Below are 17,350 nucleotides of genomic sequence, written 5' to 3'. Positions count from 1 at the left end.
AGGTGTCGTCCACAATTCAACACGTAGTACCGACGTATTCATTCCTTTAGGAGAACGTTGTAATATTGCTAATCGTTATGGAGCGTCATTCTTTGCTTCAATTCATGTGGACGATGCCAGTGCAGTGGGAAAGAGGTTTACAACGTATATTCATCCAAACGCTCCAAAAAGAACAAGAGATTTATCTCAAAAGCTTCATAATGAAATGTGGAATAATTTCTATTCTAAGTTTGGTGTATTCACAAACGGTGAAGTACGTGAAGCAGATTATGCAGTATTACGCGATACAAGCATGGATGCTTGCTTATTTGAGAATGGCTTTATGAATAATATGGAGCATGTAAAGCTTCTTTCTCAATTTAATGAAGGTGGATTCTTAGATCAATTAGCAGCAGCATATGCAAGAGCATTTGCTAAAGTATTCGGTTTTACAGTAAGCGGAAGCGCAAATAATAATCAAGGAGTTGGAATTACAGTGAATAAATTTAGCAAAGTAGTTACTTATGAGTTCGGTACAGCGTTAGTACCTGAGATGTTAGGAATGATGGATGCTCTTGGGTATGAATCTCGTATTATCTCATATGGAGATAAACAAGGATTAGTTAGATTTGAAACAGCATATCGCCAAGGGAATGAACTAGATAGAGCAACAACGTGGTTAGATGCGAAAGGACTTAAATACTTCTATACAAAAGAATAGTTTGGTAAACAAAAAGAGCCGTCATATGATGGCTCTTTTTTATTATTATAATTTGTTAGATGAACCAGTTTTATTTTCTTCTTTTCTTTTTTCAATCTCTTTCTTTACCTCATTAGGAATGGCTATATCTATATTACCTTTTGCCTTTTTATAATCTTGTAACAAGGTATTAGCGTTTTCGTTAAACTTTAACAAGCTACCACTAGGTGATTTAACTTGTTCATTTAGAGCGGTTATGATCCCGTAAACTTCTTTATACCCTTCGTAAGTTTCCTTATATTTTTTAGGCTCTTCATTTGCGGCTTCTGAAACAACCTTTAGATTTTCACCCATGCTATTATACATTTTGGTAATTCCTGTAATTATCATTGCTGAGTCTTTTATTTCCGTATTAACCGCAAGAGAGAAGTCTGTTCGATTGTTAATGGCATTCGACCACACTCTTGAGTATGCGGAAAGCTGATTTGTAGAAACATATTCAAACGCTTCAGCGCTTATATAAAATTCAGTAGCTGCATTCAAATATTTTTCATCCCTTTTCTTTTGAGCTTCTAATGCCGCCGCTTCTTTTTTATCAGCATTTAATTTCACAACATTGATACTAACGACAGTTACAATTATTGCTAATACGGCTAATAAACCTATTATGACCTTCTTATTCATGAGTTCCCCTCCGATGTTGATTATGTAAGATTTCGTTATCAGCATAACAGGTTATTATTTTTTTGTTTGTCATAATTAGTCGTTTATTCTTTATTTATCATCTTCAATCCAAATATCTTCAATATGTATATTCAATTCTTTAGCTATTCTAAATGCGGTAGTAAATGTAGGTAAGTTCGCTCCGTTAACAAGTGTACTGAGTGTCGATTGACTTAACCCCACTAGTTTAGCAAATTCTTTTTGCTTAATTTCCCTTTCTGCAAAAATGATTCGAAGTCTACATTTGAATTTCAACTAAATCCCTCCCTCTGTATACAATTCAAGGAAATAAATTTTGAACCTTCTAAACAAAATGGTTTTTATTTAAAAAAGTTTAGACGGACAGGCAAGTGAACTTTGTCCCTGACATATACCTATACCAAAGCAGCTACAAAGGTAAGGGAACAGGCGTAGCCACAATAAAATAGAAATTCGCTACAAAAGTAGAAACCATGGTAAGCAAATAGAGTCTACCAAAGTAATTACCGATGTACCTATCAAGGTTCGATTACCACGGTTTTGATTCCTGCAACATAATAATAGCGGGTTTTCTAATTTTGTTTATAAAGGGGAGAGAGAAATGGAAAATGGATATGAGGTTATCGGAAACAAAATAAAGTTCTATTTAAATCAAGATCTAACAAAGGGGTGGAATCAAATTCCGAAACCTAAGTTTAGAAACATGCAAGAGATAAATGAGTGGTGTGGAAGTTCTACAAATGAGATAGTTTGTCAATGGGATGCGCTAAATCAGAATGCAATGAGTACATCGGACACCACAGATTTTTTATATAGGTGGATGAGTTGGTATGTAACCAAACCTTTAGACAGCACAACAGCCGAAATAAGGAAGTTACCGGATGAGTTAGCGGTATTCATTACGAATGTTCCATTCGATGCAATTGACCTATTAAAGCGCACGTCTCAGATGGTTTTAGAGTGTGTATGTTTGATGTTTAAACTGTTCGTGTGAAGGAGTGGTCTTATGTTTAGGAAAAAGGAAATCATACCGTTTCGTGATTTTATGAACGGATCATTTAAAAAACAGCAGAAGCAAACAAAATTATTAAGCATTGAGCCAATCAGTCCAATAGCGTTTTTCCATATGGCACACCCCCTTGTACACACTTATGTAGCACTTGGCATACTTGGCGGACTAACGATTGGAGCTGTTTTATTGGAAAGATATCTGGTTCAAAATGACCGGATTACAGCAGGTAAATTAGTATCAGATGGACTGTATCACGGACTTCGGATAGGTAGCATTGGTTTTATTGTATATGTGTTCATTCGAGTTGTAAGGATGTTTTAAAGGGAGGGTATGAATGTGATGAAGGAATGGTTTCATAAAAGAGCTATAAAGAATCTTTTAATTGAGGTATTCAAAAAAAGTGGTATTTACTATGAACACCAAACAAGAGGAGGTAAATTACCTGTTTTCCCGAAAATCCATCATGTTCTAGAAACAAAAGATTCTGTCCGATATACATTTACTTTACCAAACGGGGTAGATCCGCAAACGATTGAGAAGAAATGGTTTTGCTTTCAGCAAATCTTAGGGAGGGAACTGGCGATTGAAGGAGATATAAAACGCTTTGTATTGCACTCGTTCAAACATAATAGCTTACAACCGTATTTGTATAACTATTCAGATTGGTTACCACATCTAAAAGGACATAGCATCCCTGTAGTGGTAGGAAAGGACCAATTTGGAAAGTGGATTGTATATGATATGACGGATTCGAATAGCCCACACTTATTAATAGCGGGAGAAACAGGAAGTGGTAAAAGTAGTATGGTACGCGTTATTTTATCTACATTGATTCAACATTTGCCACCAGAATCATTACAGCTGTATTTAGGTGATTTGAAGAACTCAGAATTTCACTTTTTAAGAAGAGTGCAACACGTTAAAAAAGTTTGCATGGAAGAAGTAGAAATGGAGGTAATGTTAAACCAATTGTGGATGGAAATTATCAAAAGACGTAAGTGTATGGAGAAATATGAAGTAGACCACGTTAACGAATACAACAAAGTGACTACAGAGGAAAAATTACCGTATATTTTAATTTGCATTGATGAGGTTGCGATGTTGGAAGATGAAAACGATAGTATGAAAATTATTAGAAAGATATCAGCTGTCGGGCGATCATTAGGCGTATTTTTAATGTTATCGATGCAGCGGCCGGATGCAACCGTTATCGATGGGAAATTAAAAGTGAATATGACAGTCAGAATGGGGTTCCAGTGTGATTCATCGTTAAATGCAGGAATTATAGGTACACCAGGTTCAGAACTGTTAGAGCAATCCGGGCAAATGATTTTCAAATTAAAAGGACTAAAGAAAGTGCAAGCTCCAGAGTTAAAGTTAGAAAAAGCAAAGAAATTAGTGGCTCCTTTCAGAATGACAAAAGAAATAGAAGTAAGTACTGAAGTGAAAGAGGAGCCTTTATTTGGGGTGTTAGATGATGAGGAATAGAGATATGGCTATTTTGAAGAATTTGACTAAATTTCGTTGTATGTCACGGGACGACATTGTGGAATTACACTTCAGCCATTTGAAAAACCCAATAACATCATGCAATACGGTATTAAAAAGATTACGTAGAGATGGACATGTGGAAGTGAATACTACATTCCAGCCATATGTGTATTTTCCACAACCAAGCGCAATTAGAAAAACAAGTCAAAAAATACCACATTTCTTAGGCATAGTAGATGCGTATAAACAATTGATCCAAAATGAGAAACCTAAGATTTTTAAAGTAGAACCGAAGTATGGAAAAGAATATATGGAACCTGACATATTTACGATTTGGCGAAAAGCTCCCTTCTTTATTGAAGTACAAAAATCAATATACAGTAAAGCTGTAATGCAAGAAAAGATTAAAAGATATGAAATGTATTTTTGTGGTATGAAGTGGCAAGAAGAATCTTGGCAGCCATCCAATAAAAAAATATTCCCCTCAATTTTAATCCTTACTGATAGAAAGTATGATGTCTCCAGTGCAAATTTCCGCATTTTTCAAGCGAATTCAATTAAAGATTTTCTTAATCAAATAACACCCAAACATCCAAAAAAAGAAATCTCTATTCAAGTGGGATCAAGAAAAAATTAATTTAAAAGGAGTGATTTATTATGAGTGAAGCAACAAAAGAGTTAAATGAAATTTTGCGTAAGTATGATGTGAGTGCTGAAGACGTAATTGAAATGATGTCACAATGGTTAGAAAGAAAAGTTTATGATGATCGTGAAGAAACTTTAGAGGAATATGGAGAAAACGATTTTATACGTTTAGATAATCTTCATGCTGAAATAAATAAATTAGATTGGAAATTCAATTTTCCTTATTGAAAATAAATCACAAAAAAATTAATGGGCATATATATAAGAAGAGAGTGTCATATAAAATGATCGCTCTCTTTTGACCACGCAGACCACATTGACCACAACTTGTACCACATTTATTATTTACTTTATGTCCATTTTGTCTAAAATATAAAATATAGCTAGACAAGAAGACACGTTTTAACACATAATGGACACAATGCATCTTTAGAGGTGTAAAGAAAAAACATTGACAAATATAAAATGGCTAGCTATAATTTTGTTTGTTGCCTTGAGGTGATATGATATGAAATGGTCCATCCATCAATTGAATAAATTGAGAAATAAAGGATTGACATTGGATGAGATGGTAGATGTAAGTGAGCTAAAAGAGGTCGAGAAAGATATTCGTGAAATTAATCCTGTTCACGTAACAGGAAGAGTTGATTTTGGCTCCGGTAAGTTTACGTTCCATCTACATATAACTGGAAGCATGGTTTTACCATGTTCTCGCTCTTTAGTAGATGTGACATTACCATTTGACATTAAAACAACTGAGGTGTTCCAAACTTCACAAGAAGAATTTGAAACTGAAGCTGAAATTCATTGTTTAGAAGGAGAAGTACTTGACTTACTGCCCGTAATCAAGGAAAATATACTTTTGGAGATTCCAATGCAAATTTTCAGTGATGATGTTTCTGGTGGAGCACCGACGCAAGGTCAAGACTGGCAAGTGATTTCGGAAGAAGACAAAGAAAAGCCTGTTGATCCAAGATTGGCAGGACTTGCAAAGTTTTTTGACAAATAATCGGAAGACTGGTTCAGGCCTTCATATGAAAATAACTATTTCTTTTAAGGAGGTGGGAAGAATGGCTGTACCTTTTAGAAGAACTTCTAAAACAGTAAAAAGAAAGCGTCGTACGCATTTCAAATTATCAGTACCTGGTATGGTAGAGTGCCCAAGCTGTGGTGAAGCGAAATTAGCTCACCGTGTATGTAAAGCATGCGGTACTTACAAAGGTAAAGAAGTAATCAGCAAGTAATTGCGGGAAAATAAACGTAGAAGATATCTTCTACGTTTATTTTTTTTGTCTTATTCTTCATTTGTTGTATTCTATCTTTTCTAGTAACTGCATATGTTTAATAAAAAATGCATAGGGAGGACTAGAGAGATGGCGACAACAAGACAAGATGCTTGGACTGATGATGAAGATTTGCTTCTGGCAGAAGTAGTACTCCGGCATATTCGAGAAGGTGGAACGCAATTATCTGCCTTTAAAGAAGTGGGAAGACATTTATCTCGTACACCAGCAGCATGTGGCTTTAGATGGAATTCTTACGTTAGAAAGCAATACAAAGAACGTATTGAAGAAGCGAAGCAACTGCGTAAAGTGGAAAATTATGAAGTGAAAGAGACGAAGGTATTAGAACCTACGTCAATTACATTGAATGATGTTATTGATTTCTTGCAAAATTATAAAGATGAAAACTCTTTAGTGGTGTTGCAACAGCAAATTGAATCGTTACAAACAGAGAAAGAGAGCCTGTTGGAGCGATTATCAGTATATGAGGAAGAATATAGAACATTGCTTGATTATATCGATCAAAAAAGAAGTGTAATGGTAGCGGAAAGAAATAGCGCTCGTTCGAATGGGAAATTAGAGAAGTTAAAGAAATAAAAAAACAGCTGCTATGTAGCTGTTTTTTTATTTCTTATGCAGACTCTTCATTTGTAACCGCATTCAAATTTGTTTCTGGGTGCCAAACGTAAAAATCACCATCAGGTACTGACACAGGTTGGAAATTTAATTTATCCCAAAAACCAGCTGAATGGATACGTGCGATCGTTTTAATTGGGAACTGCAGTCCCTTCGCATAATTTACAAGCATTTCTCCGAATCCTTGTTTTTGGAAAGTTGGTAATACTTCAAGTTTATAAAGTTCTAGGTAAGTACCTGTAATTTCGAATGGTTCCCCGCCGTTCCTTTTCATGTATAGACTCATACGTGCAATGAGTGATCCACCGTAATAAATACCGTAAAATGGAGATTCACTATTGTTTTCAATAATGTTTGCTTGTAATTCTTCTAACATGGATAGTTCTTGAGCTCCGCAGCCTTTAAATTTTTTAAACTCGTCTAATGTTTTATAATTGATGAGCAAGCGCTCAACTTTTGGGAATCCCATAACATCACATCCTTTTTGTCTCATTGAATGCAGAAAAGTGAAAATATTTATAATAATATTATAACTCATTTTTTTATTTTTATGAAGATGATAGTGTATTTCTTTTATTATTTTTTTGAGGATTTGCTAAACTAAGAGTAGAAGTATAGTAATAAGTAGTATATACATATTGAAAGAAGAGGTGGCATTTGATCATCTTTAGTTAATTATGATTCCGTATGAATCGGGGGTTCGCGGAATAAAAGAGGAGGGGAAAAAGGGACTTATGTATCGTGTTCAAATGAGTTCCTTGTGTGAAAATGAAAATTGGAGTTGTGGGACCGGGAGCTATTGGTCTATTGTATACATTTTATTTACAAAAAAGTAATCAAGATGTTACGTTGTTTACAAGGACAGCTAAGCAGGCTGACGAATTAAATATAACGGGTGTAACTTGTATTAGGGAGGGGAAACGTGAAACGGTATTCCCGCCAGTGTTACCAATAGAAAGCATGCTAGACCAGCAGCTAGATTATATATTTATTGCTGTTAAGCAATATCATATAACTGACATACTACCTTTTGTGCGAGGGAAATCCTCAGTAGTCTTTTTGCAAAACGGAATGTCACACCTTCATGCTATGCAGAAAATAGAGAATGAAAATATTGCAGTTGGAATTGTAGAGCATGGTGCGAAAAAAGAAGAAAGACATACCGTTTATCATACAGGGATAGGTGTAACGAAGTTTGGAATCGTGCGCGGTCGGTCTATACATTTTGAAAAAATATTTAATTGCTTTCCTTTTCCGCATTTTCCAATTCGAATAGAAGATAATTGGAAGGATGTTATGCACAAAAAATTAGTAGTGAATGTATGTATCAATCCATTGACGGCATTATTACAGGTCAAGAACGGAGAATTGATCACGAACCCGTTTTTTTATCAGATGATGGAGCAAGTATTCAAGGAAGTCGTTTTTCTCGTTAAAGAAGAAAAAGAAATGGTATGGGAAATGGTACGTCATGTATGTGAAAGAACATCTCATAATACATCATCTATGCTGGCAGATGTAAGGGCGAATAGACAAACAGAGATTGGTGCGATTGTTGGATATGTATTAGAAGAAGCTAAGAAACAGCAACGATCCGTTCCGACACTTCAATTTTTGTTCGATGCAATAAAAGGGTTAGAAGTAAAAGTATAAGTGTAATTCTTTGCTTTTACGTGAAACATTGACTACAATGTGGATTGGTGAGAGAACAGGATACGAAAGGAAGAATTATATGGAGATAAAAGAAATCTCTGTTCCGCAACAAGGTGTTGTAGCGGACTATATGAACGGTAAAAAAGAGATACAGTCGTGTTTTGATTATATGTTAACAGAAGATGCTTTTAAACAGCGTGTACAAGATTTGCGTGAGAGGGAGTTTTTCCGCCAAGATTTAGTAGCGCATTTATTAGAATATAATACAAAATTACAAGCGGGAGAAGCTACAATTCAAAATGTAAAAGCGCTTGAAGATGAAGATACATATGTTGTTATAGCTGGACAACAAGCTGGGTTATTAACTGGGCCACTTTATACGATTCATAAAATTATTTCAGTTTTACAGCTTGCGAAGGAAAAGGAAGAAAGTTTAGGCGTTAAAGTTGTTCCTGTTTTCTGGATTGCTGGTGAAGACCATGATATGGATGAAATTAATCATACTTTTGTAACGAAGAATAAAAAAATAAAAAAGACCATTTTTCATGATCGTAATCCGAAAAAGGCGAGTGCTTCAGAGTCTGAGCTTTCTTTGGAAGACTGTAGAAAGTGGATTGAAGAAATTTTTAAAACATACCCTGAAACGAATTTTACAAAGGATGTACTGCGATTTATTGATGATTCTTTACGGAAATCGAATACGTATGTAGATTTCTTTGGTCACCTTATTATGAAAATGTTCATGAATTCTGGTTTAATTCTTGTCGATTCGCATCATCCTGAATTAAGAAAATTAGAAGTGCCGTTTTTTAAACAAATTGTAAGTAAGTATAAAGAAGTGCAAGAGGGGCTTCATAACCAACAGGAAGTAATTAAAGAATTAGGATATAAGCCAATTATTGAAACAAAGTCTAATGCAGTACATATATTTATGGAAATTGATAATGAGCGAGTGTTGCTTGAAGACAATCAAGGGAAGTTTGTTGGGAAAGATGGGACGTATTCCTTTTCATATGAGGAATTGATTGAAGAGATGGAAAGAAGCCCAGAGCGCTTTAGTAATAATGTTGTAACGCGCCCTCTTATGCAAGAGTATGTATTTCCTACGTTGGCGTTTATTGGAGGTCCAGGGGAATTAGCTTACTGGAGTGAATTACAACAAGTCTTCCATACTATCGGCTTCCGAATGCCTCCTGTCGTTCCTCGTATTACAATTACTTATATTGAGAGGGATATAGCGACAGATTTACACGATTTACAATTGCAAGAGAGTGACCCGTTTTTGAATAACGTAGATAAGTTGCGTGAAAACTGGCTATCTAATCAAATAGAGGAACCGATAGATGAACGATTTGTAGAGGCGAAAAAAGAAATAATTGATATTCATAAGTCATTACAACAGTTTGTGAAGAAAATAGATCCTGGATTAAGTTCGTTTGCAGGGAAAAACGAGTTCAAAATTAATGAACAAATTGAACTGTTGGAAAGAATGTTGAAAAGAAATGTTGAGAAAAAACATGAAGTGGAACTAAATAAATTCCGTCGTATACAATTTGCACTACGCCCATTGGGAGCGCCACAAGAGCGTGTGTGGAATGTATGTTACTATTTAAATCAGTTCGGTTTAGATTTCGTTGATCGTGTAATGGAAAAACCGTTCTCTTGGAATGGAAAACATCACGTTATAAAACTATAGAATCTTGCTCTTAGGAGCAGGATTTTATTTTTATTCCGTTGAATTTACTGTGAAGTGAAATTTTTCTGAATTATTAATTTTAAAAAAGCTAATATCGTAATTATGCAGGATACTTAAATATATGACAAAATAGCACAAAATGTAAACGTATTATTATCTTTTTCGACAGTTTTTTATTTAAATTCCCGCAAAAGATGATAAAATTTAGTATATAATAAAAGAAAATGGCGATTTGTATAGTATGCTGCCTTTGTAGGCAAGTTAAATGAGTCGTTCTTTCATAGTATTTCGTTCTCTAGTCGTGAAATATGCGTTTAGAGGAGGAGATACATTCAACATAATTAATTGGAAAAAGAGTAGGTGCAACAATGTTTAATCACGTAACAGTGCTTTTGAAGGAAACAGTAGATGGCTTAGATATAAAGCCAGGTGGTACATATGTAGATTGTACACTGGGGGGAGGAGGACATAGTTCTTATTTATTATCCCAATTAACTGAAGGCGGAAGATTAATCGCGTTTGATCAAGATGAGATAGCAATTCAAAATGCGAAAGAAAAATTCTCTTCATACGGTGAGCAGTTCATAACAGTAAGGAGTAATTTCCGTTACCTATCTGAAAAACTACAGGCATTAGGTATAACAGAAGTAGACGGTATTTTATTTGATTTAGGTGTTTCATCCCCGCAATTAGATACACCAGAGCGTGGCTTTAGTTACCATCATGATGCACCGTTAGATATGCGAATGGATCAAGATGCCCCATTAACAGCCTATGATGTTGTAAATAGTTGGTCATATGAACAACTTGTAAGAATTTTCTTCCAGTATGGCGAAGAGAAATTTTCAAAACAAATAGCAAGAAAAATTGAAGCGTATCGTGAGAATAAAGCTATTGAAACGACAGGGGAATTAGTAGAACTAATTAAAGAGGGTATTCCAGCTCCTGCTCGTAGAACGGGTGGACATCCTGCGAAGCGAGTGTTCCAAGCGATCCGTATTGCGGTAAATGATGAATTGAAAGTATTTGAAGAAGCGTTGGAATCTGCAATTGAGATGGTTAAGCCAGGCGGAAGAGTTAGCGTTATAACATTCCATTCTTTAGAAGACCGTATTTGTAAAACGACGTTTAAGCGAAATAGTACAACGCCACAATTGCCACCAGGATTACCAATTATTCCTGATGAATTTAAGCCGAAATTAAAGCTTATTACAAGAAAACCGATTTTACCTTCTGATATAGAGTTAGAAGAAAATAATCGAGCGCGTTCTGCGAAATTGAGAATCGCTGAAAAACGATAAAAAGGGGAGAGAGGTATGAGTAACTTAGCTGTAAAGTACAAGCAACAAGCGCAAGAAGAGGTTCAGATTCAAACGCCCCCACAGCAGATGGTTCAACCAAAAGCTAAAGCGAAGATTACAAGAATCGAAAAACTGTTGTATGTAGCGTTTATTGGCTTTTTATTGTATGCCTGTGTAGCGTTTATTGGAAATAAAGCAGGCCTTTATCAAGTTAATGTAGAAGCTGCGACAATAGAACAAAAAATTGTACAGCAGCAAAAAGAAAATCAAGAGTTACAGGCTGAAGTAGAGAAGTTAAGTCGTTATGAACGAATCGCTGAAGTTGCAAAAAAACACGGGCTAGAAATTAATGCGAATAATGTGAAAGGCCTCAAATAAGGCAATAGGTGTGAAGGGAAAATGAAGAGAAATATGACTAAATTTCATACCAATAAGGGAGCAGGGTATTTTATGATTTTATTCCTCCTGCTCTTTTTGCTGTTATTAGCCCGATTTTTTTACATACAAGCGACAGGAACAGTGCATAATCAGGATTTGGATAAACTCGCTCAGCAAAAACATAGTAAAACAGGAGTTCTGGAAGCGAATCGTGGGACGATTTATGATCAAAATTCCCATGTGTTAGCGCAAGATGCAAACTCTTATAAACTTGTAGCGGAATTAAAAGGTGCGAAGCCTGTTGAGAATAAAGAGGATACTGCTAAGAAAATTGCGGGCGTACTCGGAAAAGATGAAGAGAAGATTTTAGCTACTTTAAATAAAGAGGGTAGAAGTCAAGTAGAGTTTGGGAAATTAGGTAAAGGCTTGACGAAAGAACAGAAAGAACAAATAGAAGCATTGAAATTACCAGGTATATCTTTTATTACTGAAAATGCAAGAGTGTATCCGAACGGTGATTTTGCATCTTATGTTGTAGGTCATGCGAGACCTGATGAAAAGGGAATCGCTATAGGTCAATTTGGTTTAGAAAAGAGTTTGAATAAGTATTTAGGTGCTTCCAATGGAGAGGTAGCTTATACAGGCGATCGTAGAGGCGTATCTCTTGACGGTGGAAAAGTGAATGTGAAGGCACCTAAAAATGGAGATAATGTATATTTAACACTCGACCAGCGTATTCAAAGTTATTTAGAAGATGCAATGAAAGAAGCGAGTAAACATTATGAGCCAGAAAGCTTAATAGGAATTGTTGCGGATCCAAAAACAGGGAAAATATTAGCGATGTCTAGTAAGCCTAGTTATGATCCGAACCAAGAGAATAATAATTATTTTTATAATGACGCAATTGCAAATGCATTTGAACCTGGATCAACAATGAAAATTTTTACGCTAGCAGCAGCTATTAATGAAGGTGTGTATAAGGGACAAGATTATTATCAGTCTGGTACATATCAAGTCGGGAACCGCAAAATAAAAGATCATAATGGCGGTGCTGGATGGGGATCTATCACATTTGATGAAGGTGTAGAGCGCTCTTCCAACGTAGCGTTTGCTATTTTAGGGGATCAAAAACTTGGTCCAGACCGTTTCCGGAAATATATCCATGCTTTCGGATTAGATGAAAAAACGAATATTGATTTACCTGGTGAAGGTTCAAATACCATTGTATTCGATCAGCAAATACAGCAAGTAACAACAGCTTTTGGACAAGGTTCTACTGTAACACCAATTCAGCTTGTACAGGCTGCAACTGCTATTGCGAACGATGGGAAAATGATGAAACCTTATACAATTGATAAAATTGTAGATCCGATAACAGAGGAAGTAAAATTAGAACATAAACCAGAAGAAGTGGGAAAACCTGTTACAAAAGAGACAGCAGCGCAAGTAAGACAGTTATTAGAACGCGTTGTTACATCGCCGAAAGGAACAGGAACTGCTTATAAAGTCGATGGCTATTCAGTTGGTGGTAAAACAGGAACAGCGCAAATTCCGGATGGAAAAGGAGGCTATATGACGGGAAGAGAGAATTATATATTCTCATTCTTAGGTATGGCACCTATGGACAATCCGCAACTTGTTGTGTATGTAGCTGTTAAAAAGCCGAAATTGAAAGATGATGAGAGCGGCGCACAACCTTTAGCTGATATTTTTAAATATGTAACGAAGAATAGTTTAGAGTATTTAAAGATTAAGCCTAATGAAGTGAAAGATCCGAAGAAATATGTGAAAGAGCAGCAAACTGCTGTTCCAGATGTAACGGGAAAAACGATGGAAGAAGCGAAAAAAGCCATTGATAAAGCAAAACTTCGCCCAATCGTATTAGGTGAAGGGAAAGTACAGCATCAAGTACCGAAAGCAACTGAACAAACATTGAAGGGTGACCGAGTCTTCTTAGTGGGAGATAAACCTACAATGCCAAATATACAAGGCTGGGCACTTCGTGATGTTATGAATTTAGCAAAAACATTAAAGCTTAATCTAAAACCTACTGGTACAGGATACGTAACCGAACAAAGTGTACCAGAAGGAACATTGTTGCAACCTGGTACAGAGTTAGGTGTAACACTTGTACCGCCACTTGAACCACAACAAGAAGCAGAAAAGCCGTAATGGTAAAAGAGAAGAAGTTCTAATTAAATAAGTACAAGCATATATTGGAACAAGCTAGGCGTAAGGGAGGCTTGTTCCAATATGCGTGTATCAAATGTAACAGTTAGAAAACGACTTATTTTTATACTCATATCAGGTATACTTATTTTCACTATCATCGATATTCGTCTTGGATATGTGCAATTTTTTCTTGGGAATATGTTAACGGATCGTGCGAAAGATTCATGGAGTCGTAATATTACTTTTGAACCTGAACGTGGAAAAATTTTAGACCGAAATGGTGTGGAACTTGCCACGAATAAAAGTGCTCCAACTGTCTTTGTTGTACCGAGGCAAATTGAAAAACCAGCAGAGACTGCAGAGAAGTTAGCTGCAGTATTAGGTGTGGAAAAAGATGAGATTTATAAGAGGATTACAAAAAAAGAATCAATTGTAAGGTTAGATAAAGGCGGAAGGAAAATATCACATGATAAGGCGAAAGAGGTAAGAGGATTAAGTTTGAAAGGTGTTTATATCGCAGAGGACTCTATCCGGTACTATCCATTTGGCAACTTTTTATCACACGTATTAGGGTTTGCAGGTAGTGATAACCAAGGTCTTATGGGACTAGAAAAATATTATGATAAAGAACTGAATGGTGATGAAGGTCATGTGCGCTTTTTTGCAGATGCAAAAGGGCAAAGGATGCCTAATGTTGGCGATGATTTCAAAAAACCAGAAGCTGGTTTGAATTTAGGCTTAACAATTGATGCACGTATTAATAGAATTATGGAAAGAGAAATGAATATCGCAGAGTCGACATATAATCCAGATGGTATGATTGCGATTGCGATGAATCCGAAAAATGGTGAAATTTTAGGTATGTCGAGTCGGCCGAGTTTTGATCCGGCAGATTTTCAAAGTGTTTCTCCAGAAGTGTACAATAGAAATTTACCAGTATGGAGTACGTATGAACCTGGTTCAACATTTAAAATCATTACGTTAGCCGCAGCTTTGAATGAAAATTTAGTAGACTTAGAGAAAGATACGTTTTATGATGATGGAGCAGCTGAAGTTGGTGGAGCAAGATTGAAATGCTGGAAAGCAGGAGGCCATGGTAGCCAAACGTTTTTAGAAGTAGTTCAAAACTCTTGTAACCCAGGATTTATTGAGCTGGGTGATCGTCTTGGTAAAGATCGATTGTTTAAATACATTCGTAATTTTGGCTTTGGACAAAAAACCGGAATTGACCTGCAAGGTGAAGGTAGTGGGATTTTATTTAATTTAGACAAAGTCGGTCCAGTCGAGCAAGCAACAACTTCATTCGGTCAAGGTGTTTCTGTTACGCCAATTCAACAAGTGGCGGCGGTAGCAGCAGCTGTAAATGGTGGAACATTGTATCAACCGTATATAGCTAAAGAATTTATTGATCCGAAAAACAATCAAGTTGTAAGTAAAAAGACACCTGTGGAAAAAAGAAAAGTTATTTCCAAGGAAACTTCAGAAAAAGTTCGGTATGCATTAGAGAATGTTGTAGCAAAGGGATCTGGTAAAGGTGCTTTTATTGATGGGTATCGTGTAGGCGGAAAAACAGGTACAGCCCAAAAAGTGAAAGATGGTAAATATTTAGAGAATAATTATATCGTATCTTTTATCGGTTTTGCTCCAGCAGATGATCCGGAAATTGTTGTATATGTTGCTGTTGATAATCCGAAAGGTGTAACGCAATTTGGTGGAGTAGTAGCAGCTCCAATTGTTGGGAATATTCTGCGGGATGCACTTCCTGTTATGGGAGTGAAACCGAGAAAAGAACAAGTTGAGAGAGAATATAAATGGGGCGATACACCAACTGTGGAAGTTCCAAATTTAATTGGTATGAAAAAGAAAGACTTACAGACGCAACTCGTTGATTTGAAGCTTGATATAAGCGGAGATGGAGAGAAAGTCATTAAACAGTCCCCAGAAGCAGGAGCTAAAGTGAAAGAAGGCTCAAAAATTAGAATTTACTTCGGGAATTAAAGGTAACCTAGTACGTTTTATGGTACAATTGGTGGAAGTGAGTTCTTTATAGAAGAGTTACTTAATTTGAGACCGCAAGAGTCTCGGTTATAAATAGGTCTATTTATTAGACACAGTAGCACTTACCTCCTATTTTACATAATTAGGAGGTAACGTGTTGCTTATTAATAAAAGAGATAAATACACAATGTAGAGAGGGTTTAGTGAAATGAAGTTGCATACACTTGTATCATGTTTGCATGATTTTCCAGTTGTTCCAAAAGAAAATCCAGAAATCACATCTATAGAAGCTGATTCACGTAAAGTGAAAGAAGGAAGCTTATTTGTATGTATGAAAGGATATACGGTTGATAGCCATGATTTTGCTAAGCAAGCAGCGGCACAAGGAGCGGCTGCTATTGTTGCGGAAAGACCAATTGATGTTGACGTTCCAGTTGTACTTGTGAAAAATACTTTTCGTTCGTTAGCGGTTTTAGCTGATTATTTTTATGGTCAACCAACACACAAGTTACATTTAATCGGTATTACAGGTACAAATGGAAAGACAACAACATCGCATATTATGGATGAGATTATGCGCGCACATGGTCATAAAACCGGGCTAATTGGAACGATTAATATGAAAATCGGTGATGAAACATTTGAGGTGAAAAATACAACACCAGATGCACTAACACTTCAACAGACGTTTGCAAAAATGGTTGAACACGGTGTGGATAGCACAGTAATGGAAGTTTCATCACATGCTTTAGATCTTGGCCGTGTACACGGATGTGATTACGATGTCGCAGTGTTTACAAATTTAACACAAGATCATTTAGACTATCATAAAACGATGGAAGAATATAAACATGCAAAAGGGTTGCTATTTGCGCAACTTGGCAATAGTTATAATCATAATCGTGAAAAATACGCGGTATTGAATAACGATGATGCTGTAACAGCGGAATATATGAGAAGTACTGCAGCAACTGTTGTAACGTATGGAATTGATACAACAAGTGATGTTATGGCAAAAGATATCGTTATGACAAGTGGTGGAACTACATTTACGCTTGTAACACCGTATGAGAGTGTAAATGTTACGATGAAATTAATTGGGAAATTTAATGTATATAACGTACTAGCTGCGACAGCGGCAGGACTTGTTTCTGGTGTAAGTTTAGAAACAATCATTGATGTAATAAAGGAACTAGCTGGAGTTCCAGGACGTTTTGAAGTAGTTGATGGTGGACAAAATTATACAGTTATTGTTGATTATGCACATACACCAGATAGCTTAGAAAATGTATTAAAAACAGCAAAACAGTTTGCAAAAGGTGACGTATATTGCATCGTCGGTTGTGGCGGTGATAGAGATAGAACGAAGAGACCAATCATGGCAAGTGTTGCAACACGATATGCAACTCACGCCATTTACACTTCAGATAATCCAAGAAGTGAAGAGCCAGGAGCTATTTTAGATGATATGGTACATGGTGCAAATGGAAATAATTATGAAGTAATTATTGATAGAAAAGAAGCGATATACCATGCAATTGCTAACGCAAAAGCTGAAGATATTATCATTATTGCTGGTAAGGGTCATGAAACATATCAAATTATTGGTAAAGATGTTCATCATTTTGATGATCGTGAAATCGCTAAAGAAGCAATTACAGAGCGTTTAAACAACGAAGAGTAACAACGTGAGAGGAGGACTAC

19 protein-coding genes are annotated in these 17,350 nt (G+C 36.0%); 16 read left to right on the top strand and 3 right to left on the bottom strand.

Translation table 11 applies throughout. From position 1 onward, the window contains the following. A partial coding sequence (locus ACTFR9_RS11760) for an N-acetylmuramoyl-L-alanine amidase (RefSeq protein ID WP_440048974.1) occupies nucleotides 1–700 on the top strand: 700 nt, incomplete at its 5' end. Between the two features lie 45 nt (nucleotides 701–745). Here ACTFR9_RS11760 and ACTFR9_RS11755 read toward each other — a convergent pair. Then, nucleotides 746–1,363, bottom strand: coding sequence for a hypothetical protein (locus tag ACTFR9_RS11755; RefSeq protein WP_144290929.1), 618 nt, complete (start codon nucleotides 1,361–1,363; stop codon nucleotides 746–748). Between the two features lie 90 nt (nucleotides 1,364–1,453). Further along, nucleotides 1,454–1,657 carry a helix-turn-helix transcriptional regulator gene (locus ACTFR9_RS11750; protein ID WP_098946767.1) on the bottom strand — a complete coding sequence of 68 codons (204 nt, stop codon included), beginning with the start codon at nucleotides 1,655–1,657 and terminating at the stop codon, nucleotides 1,454–1,456. 325 nt (nucleotides 1,658–1,982) lie between these two features. Between ACTFR9_RS11750 and ACTFR9_RS11745 the strand changes: the two genes are divergently transcribed. The 8 genes from ACTFR9_RS11745 to ACTFR9_RS11710 all read left to right on the top strand — a co-directional run bounded on the left by ACTFR9_RS11745 (nucleotide 1,983) and on the right by ACTFR9_RS11710 (nucleotide 6,409). Beyond that, complete coding sequence (locus ACTFR9_RS11745; RefSeq protein ID WP_440048973.1) at nucleotides 1,983–2,375, top strand: hypothetical protein; 393 nt, start codon at nucleotides 1,983–1,985, stop codon at nucleotides 2,373–2,375. Between the two features lie 12 nt (nucleotides 2,376–2,387). After that, on the top strand, nucleotides 2,388–2,714 hold the full coding sequence (locus ACTFR9_RS11740) for a hypothetical protein (protein ID WP_440048972.1): 327 nt from the start codon (nucleotides 2,388–2,390) through the stop codon (nucleotides 2,712–2,714). 9 nt (nucleotides 2,715–2,723) lie between these two features. Beyond that, a complete protein-coding gene (locus tag ACTFR9_RS11735; RefSeq protein WP_002027563.1) occupies nucleotides 2,724–3,881 on the top strand; it encodes an FtsK/SpoIIIE domain-containing protein in 1,158 nt (385 codons plus the stop codon). Further along, a complete protein-coding gene (locus ACTFR9_RS11730; protein WP_042469569.1) occupies nucleotides 3,871–4,521 on the top strand; it encodes a replication-relaxation family protein in 651 nt (216 codons plus the stop codon). Before ACTFR9_RS11735 ends, ACTFR9_RS11730 begins: the two co-directional genes overlap by 11 nt. A gap of 20 nt (nucleotides 4,522–4,541) precedes the next feature. Then, nucleotides 4,542–4,757, top strand: coding sequence for a hypothetical protein (locus ACTFR9_RS11725; RefSeq protein ID WP_124878119.1), 216 nt, complete (start codon nucleotides 4,542–4,544; stop codon nucleotides 4,755–4,757). Between the two features lie 280 nt (nucleotides 4,758–5,037). Continuing rightward, complete coding sequence (locus tag ACTFR9_RS11720; RefSeq protein ID WP_000872145.1) at nucleotides 5,038–5,538, top strand: YceD family protein; 501 nt, start codon at nucleotides 5,038–5,040, stop codon at nucleotides 5,536–5,538. A gap of 61 nt (nucleotides 5,539–5,599) precedes the next feature. Further along, nucleotides 5,600–5,773: a 50S ribosomal protein L32 gene (gene rpmF / locus ACTFR9_RS11715; protein WP_001984764.1), complete on the top strand. Its 174-nt coding sequence runs from the start codon at nucleotides 5,600–5,602 to the stop codon at nucleotides 5,771–5,773. Nucleotides 5,774–5,902: 129 nt separating this feature from the next. Then, nucleotides 5,903–6,409, top strand: coding sequence for an RsfA family transcriptional regulator (locus ACTFR9_RS11710; RefSeq protein ID WP_000246478.1), 507 nt, complete (start codon nucleotides 5,903–5,905; stop codon nucleotides 6,407–6,409). Nucleotides 6,410–6,443: 34 nt separating this feature from the next. Here the strand turns inward: ACTFR9_RS11710 and ACTFR9_RS11705 are convergent, their stop codons facing one another. Next, on the bottom strand, nucleotides 6,444–6,917 hold the full coding sequence (locus ACTFR9_RS11705; RefSeq protein ID WP_000506707.1) for an N-acetyltransferase: 474 nt from the start codon (nucleotides 6,915–6,917) through the stop codon (nucleotides 6,444–6,446). Nucleotides 6,918–7,210: 293 nt separating this feature from the next. Between ACTFR9_RS11705 and panE the strand changes: the two genes are divergently transcribed. The 7 genes from panE (at nucleotide 7,211) to murE (ending at nucleotide 17,330) form a co-directional block, all read left to right on the top strand. Further along, nucleotides 7,211–8,101 carry a 2-dehydropantoate 2-reductase gene (gene panE, locus ACTFR9_RS11700; RefSeq protein ID WP_000782392.1) on the top strand — a complete coding sequence of 297 codons (891 nt, stop codon included), beginning with the start codon at nucleotides 7,211–7,213 and terminating at the stop codon, nucleotides 8,099–8,101. A 79-nt stretch (nucleotides 8,102–8,180) separates the two neighbouring features. Continuing rightward, complete coding sequence (gene bshC, locus ACTFR9_RS11695; protein ID WP_000403052.1) at nucleotides 8,181–9,797, top strand: bacillithiol biosynthesis cysteine-adding enzyme BshC; 1,617 nt, start codon at nucleotides 8,181–8,183, stop codon at nucleotides 9,795–9,797. A gap of 368 nt (nucleotides 9,798–10,165) precedes the next feature. Further along, nucleotides 10,166–11,098, top strand: a complete 933-nt coding sequence (rsmH, locus tag ACTFR9_RS11690; protein WP_440048971.1) for a 16S rRNA (cytosine(1402)-N(4))-methyltransferase RsmH — start codon at nucleotides 10,166–10,168, stop codon at nucleotides 11,096–11,098. 15 nt (nucleotides 11,099–11,113) lie between these two features. Beyond that, nucleotides 11,114–11,476 carry a cell division protein FtsL gene (gene ftsL, locus ACTFR9_RS11685; protein WP_000067081.1) on the top strand — a complete coding sequence of 121 codons (363 nt, stop codon included), beginning with the start codon at nucleotides 11,114–11,116 and terminating at the stop codon, nucleotides 11,474–11,476. Between the two features lie 21 nt (nucleotides 11,477–11,497). Next, on the top strand, nucleotides 11,498–13,648 hold the full coding sequence (locus tag ACTFR9_RS11680; protein WP_440048970.1) for a penicillin-binding protein: 2,151 nt from the start codon (nucleotides 11,498–11,500) through the stop codon (nucleotides 13,646–13,648). Nucleotides 13,649–13,729: 81 nt separating this feature from the next. After that, entirely contained in the window at nucleotides 13,730–15,646 is a 1,917-nt protein-coding gene (locus ACTFR9_RS11675; protein ID WP_001266227.1) for a stage V sporulation protein D, read from the top strand. Between the two features lie 208 nt (nucleotides 15,647–15,854). Next, the gene (gene murE, locus ACTFR9_RS11670) at nucleotides 15,855–17,330 is read left to right on the top strand and encodes a UDP-N-acetylmuramoyl-L-alanyl-D-glutamate--2,6-diaminopimelate ligase (RefSeq protein ID WP_000766300.1); all 1,476 of its coding nucleotides are present in this window, start codon (nucleotides 15,855–15,857) and stop codon (nucleotides 17,328–17,330) included. Nucleotides 17,331–17,350: the final 20 nt, after the last annotated feature.

The organism is Bacillus cereus group sp. MYBK222-1 (assembly GCF_051916425.1).
Classification (GTDB): domain Bacteria; phylum Bacillota; class Bacilli; order Bacillales; family Bacillaceae_G; genus Bacillus_A; species Bacillus_A paranthracis.
Note: the sequence above shows the minus strand (reverse complement) of the source record. Positions and strands in the feature narration are given on the sequence as shown.